We start from the raw sequence: 24,752 nt of genomic DNA on the forward strand, positions 1-24,752 counted from the left end.
GCACCGGTCGTCAGAAACAGGGGAATTACTGCGGCTGGGCAGGAGCGTCGCCAGCGGCGGCTGGATCAGCGTCGACGTCTGCGTCGTCCGCTTCCGGCTCATCGCCCTCGCTGCCATCGGCCGGCTTCGGATTGTTTTTCGCTTCCAGCTTGCGCCTGGCTTTTTCCTCGGCTTTCTTCTTCTTTTCCAGCTCTTTTTGCCGTTTTTCGTATTGGAAATTTGTCTTGGCCATTTACTACCTCTTTAGTTTTTAGATGTTACAGATAAGCATATAAGGCACATTATGACGTAGTTGGAGCAAACTCCAAATGTTTAGCCTCGCGGATGATGCTGCGCATGCAGCAGTTTCAGCCGTTCACGGGCCACATGCGTGTAAATCTGCGTGGTGGAAATATCGGAGTGCCCCAGTAACAATTGCACAACACGCAAGTCCGCACCGTGGTTCAGCAAATGCGTGGCGAACGCGTGGCGCAAGGTATGCGGCGACAGCGGCGCCGTGATGCCCGCGTTCAGCGCGTGTTTCTTGATGATGACCCAGAACATTTGCCGCGTCATGGCGCCGCCGCGCCGCGTGACGAACAGCGCGTCGTCCATCTGCCCGTCGAGGATGACGCCGCGCGCCTCCTTCAGGTAGCGCTCGATCCACAGCCGCGCCTGTTCGCCGAACGGCACCAGGCGCGTCTTGCTGCCCTTGCCCGTGATGCGCAGCACGCCATCGTTCAGGCTCAGTTCCACGGATTGCAAGTCCACCAGTTCCGACACGCGCAAGCCGCTGGCATACATGAGTTCGAGCATGGTGCGCTCGCGCAAGCCCAGCGGCGTGCTCACGTCGGGCGCCGCCAGCAAGGCTTCCACCTGCGCTTCGCTCAGGGTATGCACGAAGCGCGCCGGCTGCTTGGCCGACACCATCTTCAGGCACGGGTCGGCCGCGATATGCTTGTGCCGCAAGGCCAGCTGGTAAAACCGCTTGAGCACAGAGAGGCGCCGGTTCGACGACGTCGCCTTGCTTTCGTCGTGGCGGGCGGCAAAATACGCCTCGATGTCGGCCGTGGATACCTCGTACAGCCCCTCGCGCCCGGGCCGCGCCACTTCCAGCCAGCGGGCGAACAGCCGCATGTCGCGCCGGTAGGCATCGAGCGAGTTTTTCGACAGGCCGTCTTCCAGCCACAGGCTGTCGCAGAATTCATCGATCAGGGTGGCGTTGTCGGGCGCCAGCAGACTGTTCATCATCGGTAAGCTTCCACGCCTTCATGCGCCAGCAGCCAGCGCTTGACGCCCAGGTGGAAGCCGGTCGCATCGTCATGGTGGGCAAAGCCGCCCAGGCCGCCGGCGGCCGTCACGCGGTGGCAAGGGATCACCACGGGAAACCAGTTGGCGCCGCAGGCCTGGCCCACGGCGCGCGGCGCCGAACCGATCAGGCGCGCCACGTCGCCATACGTGCGCACCTGGCCGCGCGGGATACCGGCGATCGCCGCCCATACGCGTTGCTGGTAAGCGCTGCCCAGGCCCGCCAGCGGCAGGTCGAACGGCGCATCGGGGTCGCGGAAATAGCGCGCCAGTTGTTCGCACGCCCGCTCGGAGACGGCATCCTGCGGATCTTTCTCGGCAAAGTGCGGCGGCAAATACACGAGTTCGCGCAACTGGCCGTCCTGCGCGCGCACGCCCATGGCGCCGAACGGCGCGGCCACGATGGCGCTAAACAGTTCACTGCCCTGTTGTTTTTTCATCTGCTGATCATTATTCAAGTGTGGCATATATGCAACCTGCCGGCGCCGGAAACCGCGCCACGGGAATTATGCACCGACTTTGGGCGTGCCGGCGGACGTTTCCTGCGCACGAAAAAAAAGCGCACCAGCCGGTGCGCTTCAAATATTGCTTCACGTTCCCGGTCGTTTGGGTCCGCCGGTGCCGGCTTGTGGCCGCAGACAGCTATGACTCAACAACTTCTGTGAAACGTGTGTCTCCTCAATATATCCCCGGTATCAATACCGTTTTTATAGACCACTCCCCCACTAACCTTGTTGCCAATTCTGTATTTCAGCCTTGCTACCGGGGCGCATATGCATATACGTGTTTCCCCTTAAGGCTGCCCATCATAGCGCATTTGTTCGGCAGGATCGACTTTTTTTGCACCATGAAGGGGACAACTGTTTTAGTTGTAAATTAAATTTGGCAACCACAGCGAGATTTGTGGTACGTAGGTAATCAAGCCCAGGAAGGCCAGCATCGTCAGCAGCCATGGCATCACGGCCACGGTCAGCTCCGAGATGCCCATCTTGGTGATGCCGGACGCCACGTACAGGTTCAAGCCCACGGGCGGATGGCACATGCCCACTTCCATGTTGACCACGATCAGGATGCCGAAGTGCACAGGATCGATGCCCAGCTTCATGGCGACAGGGAACAGGATCGGCGCCATGATCAGCACGATGGACGACGGTTCCATGACGTTACCAGCCAACAACAGCAGTACGTTGACCACCAGCAAGAAGCTGATCACGCCCAGGCCCTTGCCCGTGATCCATTCGGCCATCGCCTGCGGGATGTTTTCGCTGGTCATCAGGAACGAGAACAGCACGGCATTGGTGATGATGTACAACAGCATCGCCGACATGGCGGCCGAATCGAGCAAGACCTTGCCCACTTGCTTGATCTTCAAGTCCTTGTAGACGAAGACGGCGATGATGAAGGCGTACACGGCAGCCATGGCGGCCGCCTCCGTCGGCGTAAACGCGCCCGAATAGATGCCGCCCATGACGATGACGATCAACAGCAGGCCCCAGGCGCTCTTCTTGAACGTGACGAAGCGTTCGCCCCAGCTGGCCTTCTGCATGCGCGGATAGTTGTGCTTGCGCGCCAAGAACCACGTGGTCAGGCCCAGCAGCATGGCCAGCATCATGCCGGGAATCACGCCCGCCATGAACAGCTTGCCCACGGACGTGTTCGTGCTGACGGAATACATCACCATCACGATCGAGGGCGGGATCAGAATGCCCAGCGCGCCCGAAGTCGTGATGACGCCGGCGCCGAAACCGCGCGGATAGCCTTGCTTGACCATGGCCGGCAGGATGATGGAGCCGATCGCCACCACGGTGGCGGGGCTGGAGCCGGAGACGGCGGCAAACAGCGCGCACGCCATCACGCCGGCCAGCGCCAGGCCGCCGTGCCAGTGGCCGACCATGGAGCTGGCGAAGTTGATCATGCGCCGCGCCACCCCGCCATGCGTGAGGAAGTTACCCGCCAAAATGAAGAACGGGATGGCCATGATTTCGAATTTCTCGATGCCCGTGAAGATCTTCAGGGCCACCGATTCGATGGGCACGCTGGTCATGGTGAACAGGAACGTCAATACCGTCAGGCCCAGCGAGATGGAGATCGGCATGCCGGTCAGCATCAGTGCCAGCAGCAGCACAAAAATAATCAGCGCGTTCATGCCTTGGCTCCTTTTTCTTCCGCCGTCAGTTCATCTTCCAGGCCCTCGACGTGCGAGTGGTCGTGTTTCGGCAAGGCGCCCGTCTTGATGAAATGCACCATCACCTGCAGGAAACGGAAGCACATCAGGTAAGAACCGAGCGGCACGGCCAGGTAGACCAGCCACATCGGTATTTCCATGTCGGCCGAAGTCTGGTCCGTGTGGCCGATCGACCACACGAAGCTGGCGCCCAGGGTGCCCACGATACCGGTAAACAGGGCGCCGGCGCCCAGGCCGAAGACGATGAAACGGTCGCGCCAGCGCGGGTTCATGCGGTTGATCAGCACGTCAACGCCCACGTGGATGCCCGTGCGCACGCCATACGCGGCGCCGAACTTGGCCATCCAGACGAACATGTAGATGCACAGTTCCTGGGCCCAGCTGGTGTTGATTTGAATCAGGAAGTCTTGCAGGCCCGGAATCGGCAAGCCTGCCAGGTAGCGGTGCACGACCGCGACGAAGATGATGAAGGTGGCCGCGCCCATCAGGGTCGCGATCAGCCACTCTTCCAGGTGATCCAGAAATTTCATGGTGGACTTTCAAAGAATGCGGGTGCACGCACTCCCGCGCAGGACGCGCGGGAGTCGTTCAAACGGACCGGCAGGGATGCCCTGCCTGCCGCGCCAGGCGGCGCGGCCAGCGCGGCTTACTTCGCGCTTTCCTTGTTGATGGCCGAGATCAGATCCTTGCCGATGCGCCCTTCCATGGCCTTCTGCACGGGTGCCAGCGCCTTGCGCCATTCGGCCTGTTCCTGCACCGTCAGCGTGTAGATCTGCGTCTTGCCCGCTTTCTTGATGGCGTCGAGGGCCTGATCGTTGTCGCGCTGGGCGATGGCTTTTTCAAACGTGGTCGCCTCGCGCATGGCTTTTTCCAGCTGCGTGCGGATATCGGGCGGCAAGCCGTCCCAGAATTTCTTGTTGACGATGACGGCATAGCCCAGGTAGCCGTGGTTGGACACGGTCACGTGCTTTTGCACTTCATGCATCTTTTGCGTGTACATATTCGATGGCGGATTTTCCGTGCCGTCGACCACGCCCGTCTGCAGCGCCTGATACACTTCCGAGAAGGCCAGCACTTGCGGGTTGGCGCCCAGCGCGCGCATCTGCGCATCGAGTACCTTCGACGACTGGATGCGCATTTTCAGGCCCTTGAAGTCGGCCGGGGTATGCAGCGGCTTGTTGGCCGACATCACCTTGAAGCCATTGTCCCAGTAGGCCAGGCCCGTGATACCCTTGGGTTCGAGTTTTTTCAGCAGGCTCTTGCCGATTTCGCCTTCGGTGACGTTGTACAACGCCGTCTTGGTGGGGAAGATGTAGGGCAGGTCGAACGCTTCGAATTCCTTCACGCCCAGCGGGCCGAACTTGGCCAGCGACGGCGCCAGCATCTGCACGGCGCCCAGCTGCAGCGCTTCGAGTTCTTCCTTGTCCTTGTACAACTGGCTGTTCGGGTACAGTTCGACCTTGACCTTGCCATTCGTGGCTTTTTCGGCCAGCTGCTTGAAGCGCTCGGCGGCCTGGCCTTTCGGCGTGTCCGTCGCCACGACGTGGCTGAACTTGATGACGATGGGGGCTTGCGCGTAAGCGTGGACGCCGGCGGTGGCGCCGATGGCCGCGCACAGCGCGACGAACATGGTTTTCATCTGCATTTTTGTCTCCTGAATGGTGTTTAGAAAAACTTTATTATTTGTCTACTTGAATATTGTGCCAAAGAAACTGCCTCGGCTATTGTGGTTAACCACAATAGCCGGTTCCCGATAAGCCGCTACCCTGCCAGCCATGCCGACTCCCCCCACCCTTGCGCGCCGCTTCAAGCTATCGAGTCCGATGCGCTGGCTGCTGCCCGTCATCCTGCTGCTGCTGTTCCTGTCCATCCTGTTCTGGCTGCCCTGGCAGGCACGCCAGATGGAAAGCAACGAGCGCCAGGAGCAGCTGATCGCCGATACGCTGTGGGTGGAACAGACCATCCGCTTCCAGCTGGCGCGCAACGAGGAAAGCCTGTTCAACCTGGGCGTGGACATCGCCAGCGGCTCCCTGTCGGCGGAAAAAGTGCATGAACGGCTGCAGCAGATGCTGCGCAATGGCCGCGAACTGCAGCGCGTGCTGTGGCTCGATACCAACGGCAAGGTGCTGGCCACCAGCGACAACAATCTGCCGCACGCCCTGTCGTTTGCGCCGGCATCGCTGACGGCGGCCGACAATGCGCGCCGCCTGCACCGGGGCCAATACGCCCAGCCTTCGCAGCAGACGGGCTTTCCCGATACGCCGCCGGGCGCCATGCTGATGGATTACCACCAGCCCCTGTTCGATGGTCAGCGCTATGTCGGCAGCCTGGTGGCCACCTATCAGATCAGCAGCCTGCTCGATGAAATGGTGCCGTGGTGGTTTGCGCAGGATAACCAGATTTCGCTGATCGACCGCGACGACAAGGTGCTGGCGCGGCGCGCCGCCGCCGGTCCCGGCCACGGCGTGTACACGCACAAGCGCGCGCTCGACGTGCCCGGCGCCACCATCACCCTGTTTACCGACAGCGTGAAAAGCCAGCCCAAGCTGCTGCCCAATCTGCTGGTCGGCTCCGTCATCGCCCTGTCGCTGGGTTTATTATGGAGCTTGCTGGCCCTGTGGCGCCACATCTCGCGCCGCCTGGTGGCCGAAGGCGCGCTGCGCCAGCAGATGCTGTTCCGCACGGCGATGGAAAATTCTTTGGTGACGGGCATGCGCGCGCGCGACCTGGAAGGCCGCGTCACCTACGTGAATCCGGCGTTTTGCCAGATCGTCGGCTATCCGCCCGAGGAAATCCTGGGCCGTTTGCCGCCCATGCCCTACTGGGTGCCGGAGGCGCTGGAGGAATACCAGCAGCGCTTCGTCAAGGCCCTGGCCGGCAATCCCACGCCGCAGTTCGAAACCTATTTCCAGCGCCCGGACGGCACGCGCGTGCCCGTGCTGATCTTCGAAGCGCCGCTGGTGGACAAGAACGGCCAGCAGACGGGCTGGATGGGTTCCGTGCTCGACATCTCGGACCGCAAGCGGGTCGAGGAGCTCAATCGCCAGCAGCAGGAAAAACTGCAAACGAGCTCGCGCCTGGCCACCATGGGCGAGCTGGCGTCGATGCTGGCGCATGAACTGAACCAGCCGCTGGCGGCCATTTCCAGCTACACGACAGGGGCCTTGAATTTGATCCGCCGCGCCATCGAGCATGACGCCCCCGTCGATCCGGGCACCCTGAAACCGGCGCTGGAACAGGCCAGCGCGCAGGCGCAGCGGGCCGGCCAGATCATCCGCAGCGTGCACGATTTCGTGCGCAAGAGCGAACCGCAGCGCCAGGATATCGCCCTGCGCACCCTGATCGACGGCATCCGCGCGCTGATCGACCTGCAGGCGCGCAAATACTATGTCACCATCCAGGAAGAGCTGCCGCCGGACCTGCCGCTGCTGCGCGCCGACCCCGTGATGATCGAGCAAGTGCTGCTGAACCTGACGCGCAACGCCATCGAGGCCATGCAGGATGCGGCGCCCGGACGGCGTATCATGCGTCTGCGGGCCAGCCACGACGCGCAGCAAGGCATGGTGACGGTGGACGTGATCGACCATGGCCACGGCATCCCGGTGGACGTGGCCGAGCGGCTGTTTTCGCCGTTTTTCTCGACCAAGTCCGAAGGCATGGGCATGGGCCTGAACATCTGCCGCACTGCCATCGAATTTCACGGCGGCGCGCTGACCTTCGGCGCCAACCCCGCTGGCGGTACCATCTTTACCTTCAGCGTGCCGGCCGCGCCGCGCGCCGCACCAGGCAATAACGCATAACGAATAACCGACAAGCCGGAGACACCATGCTACACATCATCGACGACGAAGAAGTCGTGCGCGACTCCCTCTCCTGGCTGGCCGCCTCGCGCAGCATCGAGGCGCGCAGCTACGCCAGCGCCCAGCAATTTCTCGATAGCCTAGACGGCGGCTTCGACGCCGCCGGCGACTGCGTGCTGCTCGACGTGCGCATGCCCGACATGAACGGCATCGCCCTGTTCGACCAGCTGGTCAAGCGCGACCTGACGGCGCGCCTGCCCGTGATTTTCCTCACCGGCCACGGCGACGTGCCGATGGCCGTCGACAGCCTGAAACGGGGGGCCTTCGATTTCTTTGAAAAGCCGTTCAACGACAACGACCTGATGGACCGCGTGCAGCAAGGCCTGGCCAACTCGCGCCAGGCGGGCGAACTGGCCGCCGTGCACGCGCGCCTGGCCACCCTGTCGACGCGCGAACGCGAAGTGCTGGACCTGATTTTGGCGGGCAAGATGAACAAGGTGGTGGCCGACAAGCTGGGCATCAGCATGCGCACCGTGGAAGTCCACCGCGCGCATATCTTCGACAAGATGCAGGTCAAGACGGCGGTGGAGCTGGCGGGGTTGTTGAAGTAATTGCAGCAATGTTGGATTACGCCGTATATTGCAACGCAGGTCGGCGTAGGTCGGGTTAGCGCAAAGCGCGTAACCCGACACCACCACCATCACCACCATCACCACCATCACGCATCGTGATGCTCATGGTGCTCCGCCGCCCCATGCTTCCAGTAACTGGCCACATGCAGATGCTGCTTCGGCACCCCGGCGTCGATAAAGTGCCCGCGCAAGCCCTGCACCTGCGCGTGCTCGCACGCCACCCACACGTAGCCGTCTCCCTCTGACGGCAGCGCGATCTGGCGCAAGGCGTCGAGCAGCAGCGGGCCCTGGCGGCCATTGCGCGCCACCCAGCGCAGGTCCAGCTGCGCCGCGCACTCGAGCGCGATCTGCTCGCCGTCTTCGACGATCTCGATCACGGCGATGGCCCGTGCCGTGGCCGGCAGCTGCTCCAGGCGGCGGGCGATGGCCGGCAAGGCCGTCTGGTCGCCCACCAGCACATACCAGTCGAAGTCGAGCGGCACCAGCATCGAGCCGCGCGGCCCGCCCACGCCCAGGGTCTGGCCGGGCGCCGCTTGCGCCGCCCACAACGATGCAGGCCCGTCGCCATGCAGCACGAAGTCGATTTCCAGCTCGCGCCGTTCGGCGTCGTAGCGGCGCGGCGTGTAGTTGCGGGCGATGGGGCGCGGCCCTTCCGCATACTCGATGGGATTGGCGCCATTGCCCAGCACGGGGAACACGGGCGTGGTCTGACCCGGGGCGGGGAAGAACAGTTTCACGTGGTCGTCGTGCGCCGGCGAGACAAAGCCTTCCAGGTCGTCCCCTGCCAGCGTGATGCGGCGCATGTGCGGCGTCAGCTGCTCGGTGCGCACGACGGTGAGCACGCGCAGTTTCAAGTCATGCCGCACGCGTTCGATGGCGTGCGCGGGTAGTGTTGCAGGTGAGGCAGTAGTCATTGCGTATCCTTGTAAAGTGGGCTCAGTGGCCGTCGACGATGGCGTTCGCCGCCTGTTCCAGCACGGCGGACACGCGTTCGGCTTCCGCTTCGCTCCAGTTAGTCTTGTTCAGCAACAGCGCATGCTTGAGGGTGTGCATGGCCTGGCGCACGCGCTCGGGCAAGGCGTTGCGCGCCTGGACGCGGGCAAACATGTCGAGGCGGGCCAGGATGCCGTCCACCTGGGCGCGGTTCTCGTCGAGATAGGCGCGCCCCAGCTCCGTGATCGTGTAGAGCTTCTTGCCGCTGGCGCTTTCGGAGGACGTCACATGATCCTGCTCTTCCAGCAAGGTCAATGTCGGATACACGGCGCCCGGGCTGGGGGCATACGCGCCGCCGCAACGCTCTTCGATGGCCTTGATGATTTCGTAGCCGTGACGGGGGCTGATTTCGATCAGCGCCAGCACGATCAGCGGCAGATCGCCGCGGCCGAAGACGCGCTCGGCCCGTTCGCCGCGCCCGCCCCGGCCACCGGGGCCGCCATGGCCCATGCCGTCGCCGCGCTCGTCGAAGCCGCGCGGGCCGCGGCCGTGCATGAAGTATTCGTGACGGTCTTCGTGGCGATGCCCGCCTTGATGGTGATGGTGATGCTGGCCGCAATGGCCGTGTTCTGCGTGGTGTGAGTTTCTCATGTTTTCTCTTTAAAGATATATCGTTAGTAGGTATCGTCATTTTATAACGATATATCGATAAGTCAAGGAGAAATTTGCTATGCTCGTCTTTTCCCAACCGACACGCCCATGCCATGCCTGAAAAAACCGTTGCTGAAAAAATGTATGTAAAAAATGCCAGAGCCCTGGCCGTGCTCAATGACGGCGGCGAGCATGCCGCCCTGCTGGCGCAGTTGCCGGCGGAGCGGCGGGTGAGCGAAGGAAAAAACGCCGACTGGCTACTGCTGTTCGCGCGCAGCCGCGCGGAACTGGAGCAGTTCCTGCCGGCGGCGCAGGCGCGGCTGGCGCCCGGCGGCGCGGTCTGGGTGGCGTACCGCAAGGGTGGCATCAAGGCGGGCAGCGATATCCACCGCGACGATATTCGCCTGTATGCGCAGGCAACAGGTCTCGACAGCGTGGCGATGATCGCCATCGACAGCGAGTGGTCGGCGCTGCGCCTGAAGCAGGTTTAAAAAACGCTAGGCGATGCCGTGCAGCGCCAGCGCCCATTCGACGTGTTCGCGCACGATGGCCGACGGATGCGCGCGGCGCGACAGCAGGGCCGCGACGATGTCGGCCTGGCCCCGGGCCTTGGCGGCCGCGTTGCCCATGCCGACGGCCAGGTTGCGCAGCCAGCGTTCGTGGCCGATGCGGCGGATCGCGCTGCCTTCCATGCGGCGGTTGAATTCCTCTTCCGTCCAGGCGAACAGCTCCACCATGCCGGCGCTGCCCAGGCTGTGGCGCTCGTCGAAGTCGGGCACGACGGCGCGCTGGGCGAACTTGTTCCACGGGCAGACGGTCTGGCAATCGTCGCAGCCGTACACCTTGTTGCCGATCAGGGGGCGCATCTCGACGGGAATCGCGCCCTTCAGCTCAATCGTCAGGTAGGAGATGCAGCGCCGCGCGTCAAGCTGGTACGGCCCCAGGATGGCTTGCGTCGGGCACACCGTGATGCACGCCGAGCACTGGCCGCAGCGCGGGGTCTCGGGCGGGTCGACGGGCAGCGGCACGTCGATGAGGATCTCGCCGAGGAAAAAGAAGGAACCGCCCTGGCGGTTGATCAGCAAAGTGTGCTTGCCGCGCCAGCCCAGGCCACCCTTTTGCGCCAGCTCGACTTCCATCACGGGCGCCGAATCGCTGAAGACGCGGTAGCCGAAGTCGCCGATCTCGCCCTTGATGCGCTCGGCCAGCTGCTGCAGGCGCGAACGCATCACCTTGTGATAGTCGCGGCCCCGCGCATACACGGAGATCACGGCCGCCGCGGGGTCGGCGTCGCGCGCCGCCTCGTGCGCGCGCCAGTCGGGGCCCAAGGCCGGCGGCAGGTAGTTCATGCGCGCGCTGATGGCGCGCACCGTGCCCGGCACCAGTTCGGCCGGGCGCGCGCGCTTCATGCCGTGGCTGGCCATGTAATCCATTTCGCCGTGATACCCTGCATCGAGCCAGGCCTGCAAGGGCGCTTCCATGTGCGACAGGTCCACGTCGGCGATGCGCACCTCGGCAAAACCCAGCTCACGCCCCCATTCCTTGATGGTGCGCGCCAGGACGGCGAGATCGGTGGTGGTGGCGGACATAGGGGACTTTACGGAAAACGGCAGGCGCGCGGGCGGTTACAATGACAGCAGCCTCCATTTTATGCGATACGGAAGATCATGACCGAACACTTCACAGCCCACCTCCACGACGAAGCCGGCACCGCCGCGCTGGGCGCCGCGCTGGCGCGCGCGCTGGCGCCGGGCCTGGCGATCTACCTGCACGGCGACCTGGGCGCCGGCAAGACGGCCCTCACGCGCGCCCTGCTGCACGCGGCCGGCCACGCGGGCCACGTCAAAAGCCCCACCTACACCTTGTCCGAACCGTACACGGTGCGGCTCGACGGCCAGAGCGTCAACGTCATCCACTTCGACCTGTACCGCATGGGCAGTGCCGAGGAATTCCTCGACGCGGGCTTCCGCGAAGACTTCGACGGGCGCAATATCTGCATCGTCGAATGGCCGGAAAAAGCCGAACCGGTGCTGCCGCCTGCCGACCTGAATATTTATTTGAACGTTGCGGGTACAGGACGTGATGTAGAATTGCAAGCGTCTTCTGAATTGGGTCTGTCATGCCTTCACCGTCTCAAATTCGCCCCGAACCTTTGATCTCCTCGCCCATCACCCGGCGCACGGTGCTCAAGGCCGGCGGCACCCTGCTGTTGTCCGTGTTCGCGCCCATGTCGGCGATGGCGGCGCAAATTCTCGCCGTGCGCGTCTGGCCGGCCGAGGACTACACGCGCGTCACCCTGGAAAACGACAGCATCCTCAAGGCGACCCACTTCATCGTCAAGGACCCGGAACGGCTGGTGGTCGACATCGAAGGACTGGAACTCAATCCCACCTTGAAGGGCCTGGTGGCGAAGATCCAGTCGAACGACCCGTACATCAAGCAGGTGCGCGTGGGCCAGAACCGGCCCAATGTCGTGCGCCTCGTGTTCGACCTGAAGGAGGAAGTCACGCCGCAGCTGTTTACCCTGCCGCCGGCCGGCTCCTACAACCACCGCCTGATCTTCGACCTGTATCCCGTGCGCGAGCCGGACCTGATCGCGCAGATGATCGAAAAGGGCGACTGGTCGAGCGACCCCGCCAAGCCGCCTATGGCCGACACGCATACGCCGCCGCCCGCGCTGCCGCTGCCCGAGAGCGGCAAGCCGCCCGTGGCCGCCGTGACGCCGCCGGCGCCCACCGTGCCGCCCGTGCCCGAACTGCGTCCGGAACAGCGCCCCGAAGCGCGCCCCCTGCCGGGCCAGAAAGTGGTGCGCATGATTACCATCGCGCTCGATCCGGGCCACGGCGGCGAAGACCCGGGCGCCATGGGCAGCCGGGGCAGCCGCGAAAAAGACGTGGTGCTGGCCATCGCCAAGCGCCTCAAGACCAAGCTGGAATTGCAGCCGAACATGCGCGTCATGCTCACGCGCGACGCCGACTTTTTCGTCCCGCTGGGCATGCGCGTGGAAAAGGCGCGCAAGGTGCAGGCCGACCTGTTCGTCTCGATCCACGCCGACGCCTTCATCCAGCCGACGGCGCGCGGCTCGTCTGTCTTCGTGCTGTCCGAAAAGGGCGCCACCTCGACGGCCGCGCGCTGGCTGGCCAACAAGGAAAACCAGGCCGACCTGATCGGCGGCGTGAACGTGAAGAACCACGACAAGCAGCTGGCCAGCGTGCTGCTCGACCTGTCGACGACGGCGCAGATCAATGACAGCATGAAGCTGGGCAAGGCCGTGCTGCGCGAAATCGGCGGCATCAACCGCCTGCACAAGGGTTCCGTCGAGCAGGCCGGCTTCGCCGTGCTCAAAGCGCCGGACATCCCGTCCATCCTGATCGAGACGGCCTTCATCTCGAATCCGGAGGAAGAAGCCAAGCTGACCGACAACGGCTACCAGGACCAGATGGCCGACGCCATCGTCACGGGCATCAAGAATTATTTTGCGAAGAATCCGCCGCTGGCGAAAAGCCGTTTGACCTGACATGAAAGCCTAGCATGAGCAACAGCACCTTTGGCCAGTTGCCGGCCGTGACCATCCGCGCCGCCGATGGCGCGCAGGCGACCGTCACCCTGTACGGCGGCCACCTGGTCTCGTGGCAAACCAGCGACGGCCAGGAGCGCCTGTTCTGCAGCCGCGATTCCGCCCTCGACGGCAGCCGCGCCATCCGTGGCGGCGTGCCCGTGATCTTCCCCCAGTTCGGCGCGCGCGGCACGGGCATGCGCCACGGCTTTGCGCGCGTGGCGACCTGGCAGCTGGAATCGACGGGCGACACCGATGGGGCCGCATGGGCGCAATTCATCCTGCAGCACACGGACCTGCCGGAGGCGATCGCCGCCAGCTGGCCCTGGGCCTTCACCCTGCGCCTGCGCGTGGCGGTGCAAGGCCAATCGCTGGAACTGCACCTGTCCGTGCACAACACGGGCGAACAGGCGTTTCCGTTCTCGGCCGCCCTGCACAGCTATTTTGCGATCGAACGATTGAGCGAGGCCCGCGTTGGCGGCCTGCAGCGCGTGCGCTATTCGGACGAGACGCCGCAAGATGCCTTGCAGGCGGAAGAGGAGCTGCAATTTTTGGACAAGCTGGACCGCATCTATTACCAGTTGCCGGGCGCCCTGACCCTGCAGTCCGGCCGCCATACGCTGCGCCTGGAGCAGCAGGGCTTCACGGATGCCGTCGTGTGGAACCCCGGCGCGCAGGACGCGGCCGCCCTGCCCGACCTGGGCGACGACGAGTACCAGCGCTTCATCTGCATCGAGCCTGCCCTGATCCAGCCCGACCTGCTGGCCGCCGGCGCCGAATGGACCGGCCGCCAGCGCCTGGAATTCGTTTAATTCGATTCCTTGATGATGCGTCCGTTACCGGCTTGCACCGGGCGCGCATTGAGCGGATACAAACGGCTGAACAGCGCCATCTGCGCCGGCGAAGCCTGCACCGGCTGCTTCATCACCAGCCACAGCACGCCCTCGCTGCACGGCGGCGAAGTCAGCGATCCCATATACGTGTAGTAGTCGCGCCGCGCCGGCAGCATCTCGGCGGGATCGAGCAGGATGGTCGGCTGCATGGTGTCGAATTTTTCCAGCGGCAGGTTGTTCCACACGGTCTGGATGGTCGCTTGCGGCGCGCCCCGCTCCAGCAGCAGCGCCAGCACCGCCAGCCGGCCTTCCGCATCGCGATGCACCAGGTGCACCACCATTTCGAATGCCTTGCCATTGATGCGCTCTTCGGACGGACGGTGGAAATGGAATTGCTGCAGCTCGAACATGCGGTTCTGCACCGTGATGTAATTGCCGCCGCTCACGCCCACCTGCACCGTGTGGCCGTTGTCGACCACATTGAACGACGACGGGTGGTAGTCAAAGCTGATCTGCTCGAGCTCGACCTTCATGCCATCGCGGATATCGATCGGCGACTGGCGGTTGCCATTGCCGCACTTGGCCCAGTCGACATTGATCTTGCTCCAGTTGGCCGGACCACTCTCCCCCTCGTACGACCAGTGCGTGCCGCGCGCCACGGGCGGCGGTGGCGGCGGCGCGGCCTTCACCACGGCGGCCCGCTTGGCGCGGGCGGCGGCGCGGGCCGCCTGGGTGGCGCGCATTTCCGCCAGGCGCGCCGCGATGCGTTCGGACAGGTCGACTTCGGCCGCTTCTTCCTTCTCGCGCGCCGTGGGCGCGACGACGACAGGCGCCTTGGCCTCCTTGCCCTTCACCGATTCGGTCAGGGTTTTCATGGCGGCCGCACGCGCCGACGCCGACATCGGCGCGGAGGCGGCCGCGCTCGCCGAAGCGGGGGCATCTTTGGCGCTTGCCATGGCCGCCATCGCGGCAAGGCTGCAAGCTAACAGGGCGCTCAAATGTCGCATGGAAATCCAGAAAGTGAGAATACCTTCTGGTTTACGGCTGGAAAGCAACAAAACTTGAATCAGCGCAGGCGTAATACAGAAACAACGGAGAGAAAAACGGGATCCGGGGCCGGCTGCGGGCTGTGCCGCAGCGCGCTTGCCCCGGATCCATGCGGCCTTACGCCGACTTGCCGACCATGCGCTTGTAGAGTTTCCACAAGCCGCCCAGTACCACCGGCACGACCGCGGCGCCGACACCGATCAGCACGATCAAGGTCAGGTGGTCGCGGATCCACGGAATATTGCCGAAGAAGTAGCCCGCCGTCACCAGACCGACCACCCACAACAGGGCGCCCGTCACGTTGTACATCTGGAAGCGCGCATGCGTCATGTCGGAAATGCCGGCCACGAACGGGGCGAAGGTGCGCACCACCGGCACGAAACGGGCCAGGATGATGGTCTTGCCGCCGTGCTTTTCAAAGAATTCATGCGTGCGGCGCATGGCATCCTTGTTGATCCAGCGGTAATCGTGGGTAAACACCCTTTGCCCGATGGCCTCGCCTATCCAGTAATTGAGCGTGTTGCCCGTGACGGCGGCCGTCACCAGCAAGGCGATCAGCAAGCCCAGGTGCATCTGTCCCGTCGCGCAAAACGCGCCGGCGATAAACAATAAGGTATCCCCAGGGAAGAAAAACAGCACCACGAGGCCTGTCTCGCAAAAAATAATGGCAAACAGCACCGCATACACGAGGGTACCGTACTGCTCGATCAAGAGGCCCAGCGTCTTGTCGACATGCACGATCATGTCGAGGAATTGCACAAAATCCATATATTTTTCCCTAAAGGTAGCGGCGGAATCATACACCACCCGGCCAGCGCAACGGCAGTCCCTGGGCCGATATTTCGTGATTAATTCGGCAGCGCCCTTGGCGATGTGGCATTTTAAGTAAAGGTTAAGGAAACGCCATATCGGCAGGCAACTGCCAGGATTGCCATCTGCAATGTTTTTACAGCGAAATATTGCCATTCCGGTATACACTTTCTCCACGGCGCAACCCGCGCCCACCAGGAGAAAACATGTATCGACACCCATTGAGCGGCCTGACCATGGCCACCGTACTGGGCCTTGCACATCTGACGGCCCACGCAGCCCCTGTCCAGATCAAGGCGCCCGCCGAACTGCCCGCCAAGGCAACCTTGGCCGACGTGATCAAGGCCTCGAAACCGTCCGACTGGCGTGCGCTGGACCCGGACAACACCCTGTACCTGGACATTCCCGCCGGCCGCGTGGTGATCGAACTGGCGCCCGACTTCGCACCGAAGCACGTGGCCAACATCAAGGCCCTGGTGGACGAACAGTATTACGACGGCCTGGCCATCACGCGCGCGCAGGACAACTGGGTGGCGCAGTGGGGCGATCCGAACGAGAAAAATCCCAAGCCCATCCAGCACGCCCAGCGCACCCTGCCCGGCGAATTCACCGTGCCATTGAAAAACATCAAGAGCTTCACGCGCCTGCCGGACGTTGACGGCTATGCGCCGCAGGTCGGCCATTCGAACGGTTTTCCATCCGCGCGCGACCCGAAAACCGGCACGGCCTGGCTCACGCATTGCTATGCCACCGTGGGCGTGGGCCGCGACAGCGCCAGCGACAGCGGCGGCGGCACCGAGCTGTACGCCGTCATCGGCCAGTCGCCGCGCCACCTGGACCGCGACATCACGGTCGTCGGCCGGGTCGTCTCCGGCATGCCATTGCTGTCCACCCTGCCGCGCGGCACGGCGCCCATGGGCTTTTACGATAGCCCCGAGAAAAACGTGCCGATCAAGTCCATCCGCCTGGCCGCCAGCGTGCCACCGGAGCAGCGCAGCAACCTGGAAGTGATGCGTACCGACAGCGCCGCCTACCAGGCCGTGCTGGAAGCCCAGCGCCACCGCGGCGGCCCGTGGAGCAAGGTCACGGCCGGCCACGTCGACCTGTGCAATGCGCCGATACCGGTGCGGGAGGTGGGGAAGTAAATAGGGACCAAGGCTGGGGTCAGACCCCCGGGTACGTTGGCGCCAAATTTTGTGTTAACGGTGTTGAGGGTCTGACCCCAAGTACGTTGGCGCGACGCTTTGCGTAGGCGGCGTTGCGGGTCTGACCCCGGTATAATTACCGCATGAACGCTCCCATCACGCCCCACCGCCCGATCCAGGCCTTGCCTGACCAGTTGATTTCGCAAATCGCCGCCGGCGAGGTGGTCGAGCGGCCGTCGGCCGTGGTGAAGGAATTGCTGGAAAACGCCCTCGACTCGGGCGCCACGCAGATCACCGTGCGGCTGGAAGAAGGGGGCGTGAAACGCATCGCGATCACCGACAACGGGCGCGGCATCGATAAGGACCAGCTGCCGCTGGCCCTGGCGCGCCACGCCACCTCGAAGATCGCATCGCTGCACGACCTGGAAAACGTCGGCACCCTGGGCTTCCGGGGCGAGGCACTGGCCTCGATCGCCTCGGTGGCCGCCGTCACCGTGACCTCGCGCACGATGGATGCGGCCCATGCGTGGGAAATCGTCGGCTCGCACAACGGCAGCGTGTCGCCGTCGTCGGGCGCGCACGGCACCACGGTCGACGTGCAGGACCTGTATTTCAACACGCCCGCGCGGCGCAAATTCCTCAAATCCGAGCAGACGGAGTACGGCCATTGCGCCGAAGTCGTGCGCCGCATCGCGCTGGCGCGGCCCGACGTGTCGTTCTCGCTGTCGCACAACGGCCGCACCATCGACCAGTGGAATATCAGCGAACTGGCCAAGCGCAGCGCCCACATCCTGGGCAACGACTTCGCCGAAGCGCGCCTGGCGCTGGACGAGTCGGCCGGCAGCCTGCGCATTCACGGCTTTGCCGGCTTGCCGACGGCGTCGAAGGCGCGCGCCGACGGCCAGTTCTTTTACGTCAACGGGCGCTTCGTGCGCGACAAGCTGCTCGTGCACGCCGTGCGCATGGCCTACCAGGACGTGCTGCATGGCGACCGCTTCCCGTCGTACGTGCTGGCGCTCGACCTCGACCCGGCCCTGGTCGACGTCAACGTGCATCCGTCGAAGATCGAAGTACGCTTCCGCGACAGCCGTTCCGTGCACCAGTTCGTCTTCCATGCGGTGCAGCGCGCGCTGGCGCAGACATCGGCCACGGCCTTCGGCAGCGTGCCGGCACCGCTGCCGGCAGCCTCCACCCTGGGCGGCGGCGACGCCGGCTCAGCGAACGGCGGCCCCGGCATCTGGCGCCGCGAACAGACGCAGACCTCGTTCGGCGCGCAATTTACGAATACCTTCGCGCCCGCCTCGCCCGGCGCGGCCCGCCCCTTCTTTGCCGAGGCGCCAGGCGTGGCCCAGGACACGGCGGCCTACGGCGCCCTGTTCGGCGGCGGCGCAGGTGCCGCCAACTCGCCGGTCACGCAGGTGGAGCCCTACATCGCCTCGCCCGAAGCGATGGCGCGCGAAGAATATCCGCTGGGCTTTGCCCTGGCCCAGCTGCACGGCATCTACATCCTGGCGCAAAACACCAAGGGCCTGGTGCTGGTCGACATGCACGCGGCGCACGAGCGCATCCTGTACGAACAGCTGAAAAACGCGCTGCAGGCCCAGGTCTCCGGCCAGGACATGCAAGTGCAATCCTTGCTGATCCCCGTGACGTTCTACGCGGACGCCATCGAAGTGTCGACGGCGAATGAAAACCAGGACACCTTGAAAGCGCTGGGCTTCGATATCGCGGCCCTGTCGCCCACCACCCTGGCCGTACGCTCCGTGCCGACCCTGCTCAAGAACGCCGACGCGCAAACCCTGGCGCGCGACGTGCTGCGCGACGTGCGCGAATACGGCGGCTCGCGCGTGCTGATCGAGCGCCAGAACGAATTGCTGGGCACCCTGGCCTGCCACACGGCCGTGCGCGCCAACCGGATCTTGTCGGTGCAAGAGATGAACGCCCTGCTGCGCCAGATGGAGAGCACGGAACGCGCCGACCAGTGCAACCATGGCCGGCCCACCTGGGTGCAGGTCGAGATCAACGCGCTAGACAAGCTGTTCCTGCGCGGCCAGTAGGTCGGATTAGCGCAAGCGTAATCCGACACTGCAGCGGCGTCATCACGTCGGCTTACGCTTGCGCTAAGCCGACCTACGCATCACCTTACACGAGTCAACATGCAAAACACCCCACATCTCCCCCTGGCCGTCGCCATCATGGGCCCCACGGCCAGCGGCAAGACGGCCAGTGCGCTGGCCATCGCGCAAGCGATCCCGTCCGAGATCATTTCCGTCGATTCCGCCCTCGTCTACCGCGGCATGGATATCGGCACGGCCAAGCCGTCGCAAGAAGAACTGGCCCAGGTACCGCATCATCTGATCGACATCATCGACCCGCTCGATGCGTATTCCGTGGCCCAGTTCCGCAACGATACCCTGCGTCTGGTGGCGGAAATTTCCGCGCGCGGCAAGCTGCCGCTGCTCGTCGGCGGCACCATGCTGTACTTCAAGGGCCTGGCCGACGGTCTCGACGACTTGCCAGGCGCCGATCCAGCCTTGCGTGCACGGCTGGAAGAAGACGCGGCCGCCATCGGCTGGCCCGCCATGCATGCGCGCCTGGCCGAGCAAGACCCCGTCACGGCCGCGCGCCTGGCGCCACAGGACGCGCAGCGCATCGGCCGCGCGCTGGAAATCATCGCCCTGTCCGGCCAGCCCATGTCGGCCCTGCTGGACCGCCGCGAAAAGACCGTGCTGCCATTCCGGCTGCAATCGTTCGCACTGGAGCCGTCCGACCGCGCCGTGCTGCATGCGCGCATCGCCACGCGCTTCGACCTCATGCTGAAAAACGACGCCCTGCTCGACGAAGTGGAACAGCTGCGCCGGCGCGGCGACCTGCACCCGGGCCTGCCGTCGATGCGCTGCGTGGGCTACCGCCAGGCCTGGGAATACCTCGACGGCCGCATCGACCGCGCCGCGCTGCGCGAGACCGGCATCATCGCCACGCGCCAGCTGGCCAAGCGGCAGCTGACATGGCTGCGCTCGATGCCGGAGCGCATCGTCATCGATTGCCTGGGAGCTGATCCGGCCAATGCCATGCTGGCACAAATCGCCCCTTTGCTGACATAAGCGTCGCCACACAACAACTGGCCAAGCGCTAGGCTCGACTTAGGCTGCGCTCGATGCCGGAACGCGTCGTCATCGATTGCCTGGGACGTGACCCGGCCGCGGCCATGCTGGCGCAGATTCAAGCGTTGCTGAAATAGCCATACAACAATCCACCACGAAAAACCCGCACATTTTTTTGCTCCAGCATTGACAAGGAAATCGGAAGACTGGATAATGCTCGGCTGTTGGGTGATATAGCTCAGTTGGTTAGAGCACAGCATTCATAATGCTGGGGTCGGTGGTTCAAGTCCACCTATCACCACCAAAGAACATCGATCAGGTTTCACCTGGTCAAAACCAGCATCCGGTCTGACCGGTCTGTTTGGTGATATAGCTCAGTTGGTTAGAGCACAGCATTCATAATGCTGGGGTCGGTGGTTCAAGTCCACCTATCACCACCAAGAATTTGCAGCATTGATGAACCCGCCCTGCCCCGTGCAGCGGCGGGTTTTTTCATTTCCGGCTACCGCGCATGCGGCCTGCGCGCAACACCCGCCCCTTCCGCATGCAATCGGGGATTGTGGCGAGACGCCGCTGGCGCTTACAATGAGAATAATTCTCATTTATATTATTCATTCCCCATGTCCGCCATCCAACCCAGCCTGCAACAGCAAGTGCAGTCGCTTTACAGCGAGCATCATGGCTGGCTGGTGGGCTGGCTGCGCAAAAAGCTCAGCTGTCCGCATGGCGCGGCCGATGTGGCACAAGACACGTTCGTGCGCATCATCGCTTCGCGCGACGCCCTGTTCGGCATGCGCGAGCCGCGCGCCTATCTGTCCACCACGGCAAAGCGCTTGCTGCTCGACCGCGCGCGCCGGCAGGTACTCGAGCGCAGCTACCTGGCGGAACTGGCCCTGCTGGCCGACAGCCTGCCCGGCGCGCCGTCGCCGGACGAGATCCTGATGGCCGTGCAGGCGCTCGGGCAGATCGCCACGGCGCTGGCCGGCTTGTCCGCCAGGGCGCGCGACGCCTTCTTGCTGCACTACCTGGAAGAGCAGCCGCAGGCCGCCGTCGCCGCGCAGCTGAACGTCTCCACGCGCATGGTGCAAAAATACCTGGTGCAAGCCTTGCTGGCCTGCCGCCACGCCTGCCCGGCCATGGCGGCATGAAGGGCGCGCGCACCGACGCGACAGCCGAACAGGCCGCGCAGTGGATCGTGCGCCTGAGCGCCGACGACCCGGCCGAGCGCGAACAGGCACGCTCCGGCTTCGCCGCATGGAAGGCGGCCGACCCGCTGCACGCGAACGCAGCGGCCGGCATGGAAAACCTGCTGCGCCAGTTGCACGCCGTGCGCGAGCCGGCCGGCGGCGACCATCGCCCCGCCCGGGCCGCCCTGGCCGCCATCTCCCCCGATCGCCCCCGCCAGCGCCTGCGCCAGCTGGCCGCCGCCAGTGCCGTCGCCATGCTGGTGCTGGGCACGGCCATGGTCGCCAGCGAGCGCCCCGCCTACCTGCTGGCCGACCTGCGCAGCCCCACAGGGCAATGGCAGTCGCACATCCTGGCCGACGGCAGCCGGATCACCCTGGCCGGCGGCAGCGCCGTCAACGTGCGCTTTACTGCGGGCGAGCGGCACGTGGAACTGGTGCGTGGCGACATCCTCGTCGACGTCGCCAAGGATGTGCAGCGCCCCTTCATCGTCGACAGCAGGCAGGCGGCGATCCGCGCGCTGGGCACGCGCTTTAGCGTGCGCCGGGAAGACGGCGCCACCATCCTGAACATGCTGGAGTCGACAGTATCGGCGCAGGTGCCGCAACATCCTGCCGTCGTGGTGCGGGCGGGCCAGCGCACGCGCATCACGGGCGATGGCGTCGGACCGCTAACAACCATCGATGCGGTCAGCGTGCAGCAAGCGTGGCACGCGCACCAGCTGGTGGTCGACGACCAGCCATTGGCCGAGGTGCTCGACGAGCTGGCGCGCCACCGTCCCGGCCAGCTGCATTACGACCGCGCGCAGATCGCCGGCATCCGCGTGGCGGCCGTGCTGCCGCTGGACGACACGGACAAGGCGCTGCAGCTGTTGATCGACAATTTCCCGCAACTGCGCATCCGCATGCTGACGCGCTACCTGGTGATGGTCGACGCGCCAAGCACTGGCACCGCAAAAAAATAATTTGCCACGCAGGTTCGTGTTGGCGCATCTCGCGCGTCAAGGCAGCTGAGATCATTCAAAAAAGGCTGTCACCATGTACGCTCAAGTCGTTGCCGTTTCCTCCCCGAACACCCTGCGCACGCGTCTGCGCCCGCTGGCCCTGGCGGCCATGCTGCTCGCTGGCGCCGCCCTGCATGCCCAGGCAGCCGCCCAGGCCGTGCCGGCGGTCGCCAGCTACGCCATTCCCGCCGGCCCGCTGGCCGGCGCCCTGAACCGCTATGCACAGCAGGCGGGCGTGTCCATCGTCATCGACGCGGCCAAGGTGCAGGGGCTGCAGACGGCCGGACTGCAAGGCAGCTACGCCATCGACGACGGCTTCGCCATGCTGCTGCGCGGCAGCGGCTATGCCATCGGCAAGACGTCCACCGGCTATGTGCTGGTGGCCGCACCGGCGTCCGCCCCCACGGCGGCGGCAAGCTCCGCTTCGGCGGGCGAGCGCACCATGCCCTCGATTACCATCGTCGGCCAGGCCGAACAAGGCGCCACCACGGAAGGCAGCGGTTCCTACACGGCGCGCAAGCTCACCATCGGCAAGGGTGAACAAGCGATGAAGGACATCCCGCAATCGGTCAGCGTGCTGACGCGCCAGCGCCTGGACGACCAGGGCATCACGGACTTGCGCGAAGCTGTCAACAACGTCACCGGCGTGGTGGGCGTGCATGGCGTGGGCCCGGGCGTGGTCATCACGGCGCGCGGCTTCCAGATCGACCAATGGCAATACGACGGCGTGCCGATCGACCGCAACACCTATGCGCTGGGTAACTGGGGCCAGGAAAACATGGTCATCTACGACCGCCTGGAAGTGCTGCGCGGCGCTTCCAGCATGCTCGTTGGCACGGGCAGCCCCGGCGGTTCCGTCAACCTGGTGCGCAAGCGCCCGCTGGCCACACGCGCGATCACGCTGACGGGGCGCGCCGGTTCCTGGGACCACTATGGCGCCCAGGTCGACATCAGCACGCCCCTGAACGCGGAAGGCAGCCTGCGCGGACGCGCCATCGTCGACGAGGACGACAGCCACTCCTTCATCGACCAGGTATGGAGCAAGAGCCGCACCCTGTACGCGGCAATCGACTACGACCTGGCGCCCGCCACCACGGTCGGCCTGGCCGCCAGCCATGTCAAGGCCCACGGCCGCCCCACCTTCATCGGCCTGCCCCGCTACGTCGACGGCAGCGCACTGCCGCTGCCGCGCTCCACCTTCACGGGCGCCGACTGGAACCGCAGCCTGGTGGAACAGAGCACCGTCTACCTGGACCTGGAACACCACTTCAATACGCAATGGAGCCTGAAGGCCTCGGCGCTGGGCATGAATGAAAGCACCAGCTCCACGCACCAGCGCACGGCCTTCGCCATCAAACCCGATGGCAGCGGCGCGCGCTATGGCGACTTTTCCACCGATTTCGACAACCGCAAGCGCGGCATCGACGCTTTCGTGCGCGGCAAATTCGACGGCCTGGGCATCGCGCAGGAAATCGTCGCCGGCGCCAGCTATGTCAGCATGACGTCGAACGACCGCTATGCGCGCGCGTGGGAAACGGGCGCGGATATCTTCAACATCAAGCACCATCGCCCGTGGCAGGACTTCGACAGCATCGCCGCGCGCGGCGTGAGCAGCTACAGCACCTACGACATGCGCCAGAAAGGGCTGTACGCCACCTGGAACGGCCAGCTGACGGGCAAGCTGAAAGCCCTGCTGGGCGGGCGCTTCAGCTGGTACGACTTCCTGTATGCCACGCCGGACGGCTACCGCGACGCCACCCGCGCCACGGCCAGGTTCACGCCATCGGTGGGCCTGATCTATGCATTGACGCCGCAATGGTCGGCCTACGCCAGCTATGCGGACGTGTTCCAGCCGCAGACGAACCACGATGTGGCCGGCCGCACCCTCAAGCCGATCACGGGCAGCAGCTACGAAGGCGGCATCAAGGGTGAACTGGTGGACGGCAAGGTCAACACTTCGCTGGCCGTATTCCGCTATGACCACAAGGACCGCGCCGTCACCGACTACGCTGCCGGTTTCGCCTGCGACGGCTGGTACTGCTCGCGCGCCTCGGGCAAGGTGCGCAGCCAGGGCCTGGAAGCGGAGGTGTCGGGCGAAGTGGCGCGCGGCCTGCAGCTGTCGGCCGGCTATGCCTACACGACGACGACCTACCTCGACGATCCGGACAACAAGGGCCAGGTCTTTTCCACGTGGACGCCGAAGCACATGCTGCGCCTTTGGTCGAGCTATACCCTGCCCGGCGCGTGGGACAAGTTCAGCGTGGGCGCCGGCACCAGCCTGCAAAGCCATACGGTCGATACCGAACGCACGTTCAAGGTTGCCGGTTTCTCGATCTGGAATGCACGCCTGGGCTGGCAAGCCACGCCGCAAGTGGCCCTGTCGGTCAACGTCAACAATCTGTTCGACAAGCGCTACATCATCCCGGCCTACAACACCACCGGGTCGAACAACTATTATGGCGACCCGCGCAACGTGCAGTTCACCCTGAAGTACACGCCGAAGTGGTAGGACGATTGAAAAGCTGAGGGCCGGCAACGCCGGCCCGCGCCGCGTGACTGATAGTGCCACCGGCATTCAGTT

General features: G+C 64.5%; 24 protein-coding genes and 2 tRNA genes. 15 read left to right on the forward strand and 11 right to left on the reverse strand.

The window, feature by feature from the left end; all coding sequences use genetic code 11:
- Window positions 1–25 precede the first annotated feature (25 nt).
- From D9M09_RS22260 to D9M09_RS22285, 6 genes are all read right to left on the reverse strand, one after another.
- Complete coding sequence (locus D9M09_RS22260; RefSeq protein WP_070223057.1) at window positions 26–232, reverse strand: hypothetical protein; 207 nt, start codon at window positions 230–232, stop codon at window positions 26–28.
- An 80-nt stretch (window positions 233–312) separates the two neighbouring features.
- The gene (gene xerD / locus D9M09_RS22265; protein WP_257218035.1) at window positions 313–1,230 is read right to left on the reverse strand and encodes a site-specific tyrosine recombinase XerD; all 918 of its coding nucleotides are present in this window, start codon (window positions 1,228–1,230) and stop codon (window positions 313–315) included.
- Window positions 1,227–1,727: a methylated-DNA--[protein]-cysteine S-methyltransferase gene (locus D9M09_RS22270; protein WP_070223055.1), complete on the reverse strand. Its 501-nt coding sequence runs from the start codon at window positions 1,725–1,727 to the stop codon at window positions 1,227–1,229. Before D9M09_RS22270 ends, xerD begins: the two co-directional genes overlap by 4 nt.
- Window positions 1,728–2,152: 425 nt before the next feature.
- A complete protein-coding gene (locus D9M09_RS22275; protein WP_070223052.1) occupies window positions 2,153–3,433 on the reverse strand; it encodes a TRAP transporter large permease in 1,281 nt (426 codons plus the stop codon).
- Entirely contained in the window at window positions 3,430–4,002 is a 573-nt protein-coding gene (locus D9M09_RS22280) for a TRAP transporter small permease (RefSeq protein ID WP_034746865.1), read from the reverse strand. The genes D9M09_RS22275 and D9M09_RS22280 overlap by 4 nt, the downstream gene beginning before the upstream one ends.
- Before the next feature lie 116 nt (window positions 4,003–4,118).
- Window positions 4,119–5,111 carry a TRAP transporter substrate-binding protein gene (locus D9M09_RS22285; RefSeq protein ID WP_430886703.1) on the reverse strand — a complete coding sequence of 331 codons (993 nt, stop codon included), beginning with the start codon at window positions 5,109–5,111 and terminating at the stop codon, window positions 4,119–4,121.
- A 136-nt stretch (window positions 5,112–5,247) separates the two neighbouring features.
- On the opposite strand from D9M09_RS22285, the gene D9M09_RS22290 reads away from it, so the two are divergent.
- Together D9M09_RS22290 and D9M09_RS22295 are read left to right on the forward strand one after the other, a co-directional pair.
- Complete coding sequence (locus D9M09_RS22290) at window positions 5,248–7,272, forward strand: sensor histidine kinase (RefSeq protein WP_240453446.1); 2,025 nt, start codon at window positions 5,248–5,250, stop codon at window positions 7,270–7,272.
- Window positions 7,273–7,298: 26 nt separating this feature from the next.
- On the forward strand, window positions 7,299–7,883 hold the full coding sequence (locus D9M09_RS22295; protein WP_070287725.1) for a response regulator transcription factor: 585 nt from the start codon (window positions 7,299–7,301) through the stop codon (window positions 7,881–7,883).
- Window positions 7,884–7,990: 107 nt separating this feature from the next.
- On the opposite strand, the gene D9M09_RS22300 is transcribed toward D9M09_RS22295, so the two are convergent.
- Together D9M09_RS22300 and D9M09_RS22305 are read right to left on the reverse strand one after the other, a co-directional pair.
- Window positions 7,991–8,818 carry a siderophore-interacting protein gene (locus tag D9M09_RS22300; protein ID WP_121670403.1) on the reverse strand — a complete coding sequence of 276 codons (828 nt, stop codon included), beginning with the start codon at window positions 8,816–8,818 and terminating at the stop codon, window positions 7,991–7,993.
- Between the two features lie 22 nt (window positions 8,819–8,840).
- Window positions 8,841–9,392, reverse strand: a complete 552-nt coding sequence (locus D9M09_RS22305) for a PadR family transcriptional regulator (RefSeq protein ID WP_230502199.1) — start codon at window positions 9,390–9,392, stop codon at window positions 8,841–8,843.
- Between the two features lie 209 nt (window positions 9,393–9,601).
- Here D9M09_RS22305 and D9M09_RS22310 point away from each other — a divergent pair, with 209 nt between their 5' ends.
- Window positions 9,602–9,979 carry a DUF3052 family protein gene (locus tag D9M09_RS22310; protein WP_121670404.1) on the forward strand — a complete coding sequence of 126 codons (378 nt, stop codon included), beginning with the start codon at window positions 9,602–9,604 and terminating at the stop codon, window positions 9,977–9,979.
- A 6-nt stretch (window positions 9,980–9,985) separates the two neighbouring features.
- On the opposite strand, the gene queG is transcribed toward D9M09_RS22310, so the two are convergent.
- Entirely contained in the window at window positions 9,986–11,077 is a 1,092-nt protein-coding gene (gene queG, locus D9M09_RS22315; protein ID WP_121670405.1) for a tRNA epoxyqueuosine(34) reductase QueG, read from the reverse strand.
- A 78-nt stretch (window positions 11,078–11,155) separates the two neighbouring features.
- Between queG and tsaE the strand changes: the two genes are divergently transcribed.
- Genes tsaE through D9M09_RS22330 form a run of 3 tightly spaced genes read left to right on the forward strand, consistent with a single transcriptional unit; the run spans window position 11,156 to window position 13,856 of the window.
- Entirely contained in the window at window positions 11,156–11,644 is a 489-nt protein-coding gene (gene tsaE / locus D9M09_RS22320; RefSeq protein WP_070312279.1) for a tRNA (adenosine(37)-N6)-threonylcarbamoyltransferase complex ATPase subunit type 1 TsaE, read from the forward strand.
- Window positions 11,608–13,005 carry an N-acetylmuramoyl-L-alanine amidase gene (locus D9M09_RS22325; protein WP_070223035.1) on the forward strand — a complete coding sequence of 466 codons (1,398 nt, stop codon included), beginning with the start codon at window positions 11,608–11,610 and terminating at the stop codon, window positions 13,003–13,005. Before tsaE ends, D9M09_RS22325 begins: the two co-directional genes overlap by 37 nt.
- Window positions 13,006–13,019: 14 nt before the next feature.
- The gene (locus D9M09_RS22330) at window positions 13,020–13,856 is read left to right on the forward strand and encodes a D-hexose-6-phosphate mutarotase (RefSeq protein WP_121670406.1); all 837 of its coding nucleotides are present in this window, start codon (window positions 13,020–13,022) and stop codon (window positions 13,854–13,856) included.
- Here the strand turns inward: D9M09_RS22330 and D9M09_RS22335 are convergent.
- Window positions 13,853–14,752: a carbonic anhydrase gene (locus D9M09_RS22335; RefSeq protein ID WP_343216092.1), complete on the reverse strand. Its 900-nt coding sequence runs from the start codon at window positions 14,750–14,752 to the stop codon at window positions 13,853–13,855. The genes D9M09_RS22330 and D9M09_RS22335 overlap by 4 nt on opposite strands.
- Here D9M09_RS22335 and D9M09_RS29810 point away from each other — a divergent pair.
- On the forward strand, window positions 14,751–14,942 hold the full coding sequence (locus D9M09_RS29810; protein ID WP_240453691.1) for a hypothetical protein: 192 nt from the start codon (window positions 14,751–14,753) through the stop codon (window positions 14,940–14,942). The genes D9M09_RS22335 and D9M09_RS29810 overlap by 2 nt on opposite strands.
- 99 nt (window positions 14,943–15,041) lie before the next feature.
- Here the strand turns inward: D9M09_RS29810 and D9M09_RS22340 are convergent, their stop codons facing one another.
- A complete protein-coding gene (locus D9M09_RS22340; RefSeq protein WP_070223029.1) occupies window positions 15,042–15,692 on the reverse strand; it encodes a VTT domain-containing protein in 651 nt (216 codons plus the stop codon).
- 248 nt (window positions 15,693–15,940) lie between these two features.
- Here D9M09_RS22340 and D9M09_RS22345 point away from each other — a divergent pair, with 248 nt between their 5' ends.
- The 8 genes from D9M09_RS22345 to D9M09_RS22385 all read left to right on the forward strand — a co-directional run bounded on the left by D9M09_RS22345 (window position 15,941) and on the right by D9M09_RS22385 (window position 24,680).
- Window positions 15,941–16,879, forward strand: coding sequence for a peptidylprolyl isomerase (locus D9M09_RS22345; protein WP_121670407.1), 939 nt, complete (start codon window positions 15,941–15,943; stop codon window positions 16,877–16,879).
- Between the two features lie 143 nt (window positions 16,880–17,022).
- Window positions 17,023–18,936 (forward strand): DNA mismatch repair endonuclease MutL, encoded by a 1,914-nt coding sequence (mutL, locus tag D9M09_RS22350; RefSeq protein WP_121670408.1) that lies wholly within the window; start codon window positions 17,023–17,025, stop codon window positions 18,934–18,936.
- Window positions 18,937–19,035: 99 nt separating this feature from the next.
- Window positions 19,036–19,983 carry a tRNA (adenosine(37)-N6)-dimethylallyltransferase MiaA gene (miaA, locus tag D9M09_RS22355; protein ID WP_121670409.1) on the forward strand — a complete coding sequence of 316 codons (948 nt, stop codon included), beginning with the start codon at window positions 19,036–19,038 and terminating at the stop codon, window positions 19,981–19,983.
- A gap of 227 nt (window positions 19,984–20,210) precedes the next feature.
- Window positions 20,211–20,287, forward strand: a tRNA-Met gene (locus D9M09_RS22365).
- A 59-nt stretch (window positions 20,288–20,346) separates the two neighbouring features.
- Window positions 20,347–20,423 (forward strand) — tRNA-Met (locus D9M09_RS22370).
- A gap of 180 nt (window positions 20,424–20,603) precedes the next feature.
- The gene (locus D9M09_RS22375; protein WP_070223020.1) at window positions 20,604–21,131 is read left to right on the forward strand and encodes a sigma-70 family RNA polymerase sigma factor; all 528 of its coding nucleotides are present in this window, start codon (window positions 20,604–20,606) and stop codon (window positions 21,129–21,131) included.
- Entirely contained in the window at window positions 21,128–22,132 is a 1,005-nt protein-coding gene (locus tag D9M09_RS22380) for a FecR family protein (protein WP_070300266.1), read from the forward strand. The genes D9M09_RS22375 and D9M09_RS22380 overlap by 4 nt, the downstream gene beginning before the upstream one ends.
- Window positions 22,133–22,205: 73 nt before the next feature.
- Window positions 22,206–24,680: a TonB-dependent siderophore receptor gene (locus tag D9M09_RS22385; RefSeq protein WP_121670410.1), complete on the forward strand. Its 2,475-nt coding sequence runs from the start codon at window positions 22,206–22,208 to the stop codon at window positions 24,678–24,680.
- Window positions 24,681–24,752 lie beyond the last annotated feature (72 nt).

The organism is Janthinobacterium agaricidamnosum, from assembly GCF_003667705.1.
Lineage (GTDB): Bacteria > Pseudomonadota > Gammaproteobacteria > Burkholderiales > Burkholderiaceae_D > Janthinobacterium.

Bases quoted from the DNA above. Each gene is read 5' to 3' on its own strand.
- D9M09_RS22270 (WP_070223055.1), bottom strand. From the start codon at position 1,727: ATGAAAAAACAACAGGGCAGTGAACTGTTTAGCGCCATCGTGGCCGCG.
- D9M09_RS22305 (WP_230502199.1), bottom strand. From the start codon at position 9,392: ATGCACGGCCGCGGCCCGCGCGGCTTCGACGAGCGCGGCGACGGCATG.
- D9M09_RS22330 (WP_121670406.1), top strand. From the start codon at position 13,020: ATGAGCAACAGCACCTTTGGCCAGTTGCCGGCCGTGACCATCCGCGCC.
- D9M09_RS22260 (WP_070223057.1), bottom strand. From the start codon at position 232: ATGGCCAAGACAAATTTCCAATACGAAAAACGGCAAAAAGAGCTGGAA.
- D9M09_RS22295 (WP_070287725.1), top strand. From the start codon at position 7,299: ATGCTACACATCATCGACGACGAAGAAGTCGTGCGCGACTCCCTCTCC.
- D9M09_RS22310 (WP_121670404.1), top strand. From the start codon at position 9,602: ATGCCTGAAAAAACCGTTGCTGAAAAAATGTATGTAAAAAATGCCAGA.
- tsaE (WP_070312279.1), top strand. From the start codon at position 11,156: ATGACCGAACACTTCACAGCCCACCTCCACGACGAAGCCGGCACCGCC.
- D9M09_RS22375 (WP_070223020.1), top strand. From the start codon at position 20,604: ATGTCCGCCATCCAACCCAGCCTGCAACAGCAAGTGCAGTCGCTTTAC.
- D9M09_RS22280 (WP_034746865.1), bottom strand. From the start codon at position 4,002: ATGAAATTTCTGGATCACCTGGAAGAGTGGCTGATCGCGACCCTGATG.
- D9M09_RS22285 (WP_430886703.1), bottom strand. From the start codon at position 5,111: ATGAAAACCATGTTCGTCGCGCTGTGCGCGGCCATCGGCGCCACCGCC.
- D9M09_RS29810 (WP_240453691.1), top strand. From the start codon at position 14,751: ATGGCGGCCGCACGCGCCGACGCCGACATCGGCGCGGAGGCGGCCGCG.
- D9M09_RS22340 (WP_070223029.1), bottom strand. From the start codon at position 15,692: ATGGATTTTGTGCAATTCCTCGACATGATCGTGCATGTCGACAAGACG.
- D9M09_RS22300 (WP_121670403.1), bottom strand. From the start codon at position 8,818: ATGACTACTGCCTCACCTGCAACACTACCCGCGCACGCCATCGAACGC.
- D9M09_RS22345 (WP_121670407.1), top strand. From the start codon at position 15,941: ATGTATCGACACCCATTGAGCGGCCTGACCATGGCCACCGTACTGGGC.
- D9M09_RS22290 (WP_240453446.1), top strand. From the start codon at position 5,248: ATGCCGACTCCCCCCACCCTTGCGCGCCGCTTCAAGCTATCGAGTCCG.
- D9M09_RS22325 (WP_070223035.1), top strand. From the start codon at position 11,608: ATGCCTTCACCGTCTCAAATTCGCCCCGAACCTTTGATCTCCTCGCCC.
- D9M09_RS22385 (WP_121670410.1), top strand. From the start codon at position 22,206: ATGTACGCTCAAGTCGTTGCCGTTTCCTCCCCGAACACCCTGCGCACG.
- queG (WP_121670405.1), bottom strand. From the start codon at position 11,077: ATGTCCGCCACCACCACCGATCTCGCCGTCCTGGCGCGCACCATCAAG.
- mutL (WP_121670408.1), top strand. From the start codon at position 17,023: ATGAACGCTCCCATCACGCCCCACCGCCCGATCCAGGCCTTGCCTGAC.
- D9M09_RS22275 (WP_070223052.1), bottom strand. From the start codon at position 3,433: ATGAACGCGCTGATTATTTTTGTGCTGCTGCTGGCACTGATGCTGACC.
- D9M09_RS22335 (WP_343216092.1), bottom strand. From the start codon at position 14,752: ATGAAAACCCTGACCGAATCGGTGAAGGGCAAGGAGGCCAAGGCGCCT.
- xerD (WP_257218035.1), bottom strand. From the start codon at position 1,230: ATGATGAACAGTCTGCTGGCGCCCGACAACGCCACCCTGATCGATGAA.
- D9M09_RS22380 (WP_070300266.1), top strand. From the start codon at position 21,128: ATGAAGGGCGCGCGCACCGACGCGACAGCCGAACAGGCCGCGCAGTGG.
- miaA (WP_121670409.1), top strand. From the start codon at position 19,036: ATGCAAAACACCCCACATCTCCCCCTGGCCGTCGCCATCATGGGCCCC.